This is a genomic window from Gulosibacter sp. 10 (genome assembly GCF_900163695.1).
Taxonomy (GTDB): Bacteria; Actinomycetota; Actinomycetes; order Actinomycetales; family Microbacteriaceae; genus Gulosibacter.
In genome coordinates this window covers 1-2,241 of record NZ_FUIC01000052.1, presented here as the reverse complement: position 1 = coordinate 2,241, position 2,241 = coordinate 1, and the positions used below count along the sequence as shown (strand labels likewise).

The 2,241-nt window shown below is 63.4% G+C and carries 2 protein-coding genes; both read right to left on the bottom strand.

Translation table 11 applies throughout. The features are described from left to right. Window positions 1-959: 959 nt before the first annotated feature. Window positions 960-1,736 (bottom strand): hypothetical protein, encoded by a 777-nt coding sequence (locus FM112_RS15725; protein WP_140400730.1) that lies wholly within the window; start codon window positions 1,734-1,736, stop codon window positions 960-962. Between the two features lie 134 nt (window positions 1,737-1,870). Then, window positions 1,871-2,241: hypothetical protein (locus tag FM112_RS15720; protein ID WP_217874635.1), on the bottom strand; the 371-nt coding region annotated here is incomplete at its 5' end.

Below are 2,241 nucleotides of genomic sequence, written 5' to 3'. Positions count from 1 at the left end.
GATCTACACACTGCATATCGTCGGCAGCGTCAGTTGTGTATAAGAGACTGCCCTCCTTCTCGCCGTCGTGCTCCGAGCTCGGCGGATACGATGGAGCGATGAAGTCTGGAGGTCTTGACGGTTCGGCCGGGGAACGGGACGCGCAGGACGGCGCCGTGGAAGATGATCGCGAAGGCCGGTCTGGGGAGGAGGCCATCCCCGAACCGCGAGCCATGGCGAGCGGTAGCGCGCGTTCGCTTGCGGACCGTGCATTCGCACTGCTGCGCGATTGGGTGATCAACGGGCAATTGCATCCCGGGTATCCGCTACGAGTTCGCGAGGTCGCAGACCTGCTCGGCACGAGCGTGATGCCGGCGCGCGAAGCCGTGTCCAGGTTGGTGGACGCGGGGCTCGCCGAACAGGAGCCGTACAAGAGCGCCCGGGTGCGGAGGCTCAGCGTGCAGGAGCTCGAGGAGGTCTACTCGGCCCGGATCCTGGTTGAAGGAGAATGCGCGAACCTCGGGAGCACGGCGATCGCCGCCGCGGAGCTGGAACGCATGGAGCAGCTTCATGAAGAGCTCCTGAACGCTGCCTCCGGAGGAGACGCGCGAACCGCGCTCACCCGAGACGAGGAGATGCTCGACATCCTCTACTCGGCCGGCGGGAACGGGGTGCTGCTCGACATCGTCCGGGGGCTCTGGGATCGTTGCCGTCCGTACAAGATGCTCTGGGCGACTCAGGGCGACGGCCTGAACGAACACATCTGGCGGTACAAGACCGATCTGATCGATGCGGCGAGAGCCGGCGATGGCGAACGTGCCAGGGAGATCATCCGGGTCTCATATCAGCGGGCGCTCGATGCGATCCGCGAGATGCTCGGTACGCAGGAGCTCCCCGGCATCACGACGCTGCGCTAGGCGGTGTCTTTTTGAGCGCTCCCGTGTCGCGAAGCGGTCGTGCTGCGGGTGTGCTGCCTTCCGTCAGTTCTTTGCAGGGACGAGGACGATCTTGACGGATTCGAGTTGGGTCGTGAGTTGGCTTCGGACGGTTTCTGCGTCCGTATCGGCCGGGCACCGGACATCGAGGATGAAGGGCCGACCGGGGTTCCCGAACACATGGACGGCGGAAGCGCCGGTGTACAGCGGGCGATGGCCGCTGCCGTCGTATTCCACGCTATAGACGGCGAATTCGAGCGGGATGCTTCGAGAATCGGCGTCATCTCGGCGGGATTCCGCGACTTCCATTCGGAAATCGTCCTGTCGGCCGCTGATCTGACCGACGCCGAAGTGTCTGTGTCGAGACGCTTCCGCGTCAATGCGGGACTCGAACTCATCGAAGGTCACTTCGTGCATGTCGTAGGTGAACGAGAAGCCGCAACCAGTCGTGGGATCGTACATGACGTATTCCATCGTGTTGTTCATCGCCCCGAATATTTCCTGGTTCGGTGCGTAACCCGGGTCGTGAGACGGCCATGTCACCGCGATCTCCTCCACCGTCTTATCCGACCCCAGCGGATACCCGTGCTGCTCCGCGTGCATCCAGGCGACGCCGCCCCAGATCGTTCCGCCGACGAGTACGAGCGCGGCTCCCGTCGCGACCGGCAGCAGCCAAGAGGGCCGTCGGCGTCGGGCTCTCCGCGAGCCGGCTCGGCCGGATTCCGGGTTAGTGGCATCGGGTTCGACCGGCGGAGCGTCGGGTGTGCGCGGGTTGAAGGGCGAGGGCTCGTCATTGGTCCCTGGCGGAAGAAGACTGCTCATCACGGTTCACACCTCGGTTTCTGCTCCGGGAGTTTACCGGCCCAGCAAAGCACACGTGGATTCCGGATCGGGAAAACGACTCGATCCTGCCGCCCTTCTGCAGCGAACCGCCGTCGGTTCCGAACCGGGGCTCGTCAAGGTTTGGAAGGAGTGATGATGATCTCCAGGGACTCGAGCTCGGAGGCCAGACGATCAAGGACGATTTCCTTATCCATCTCTGCCGGGCAACTGACATTGAGCACGAGCGGGTGGCCGGGGTCGCCGAAGACGTGGATGGCCGTAGCTCCCGCGTATTGCGAGCGATCGTCGCCAGGATCGTGTTCGAGGGTGTAGACGGCGAACTCGAGCGGTACGGTTATCGGGTTCTCGTCCCCCTCCTGAGTCTCGAGAATATCCATTCGGAAATCATCTTCACGAGTCGTGATCTGCTTGGCCTTGGAACCTTCTAGCTGTACCCGGTCAGGAGGTTGGTGGCGGTGTTGGGGTTGCGGAAGGGGAGAACCTC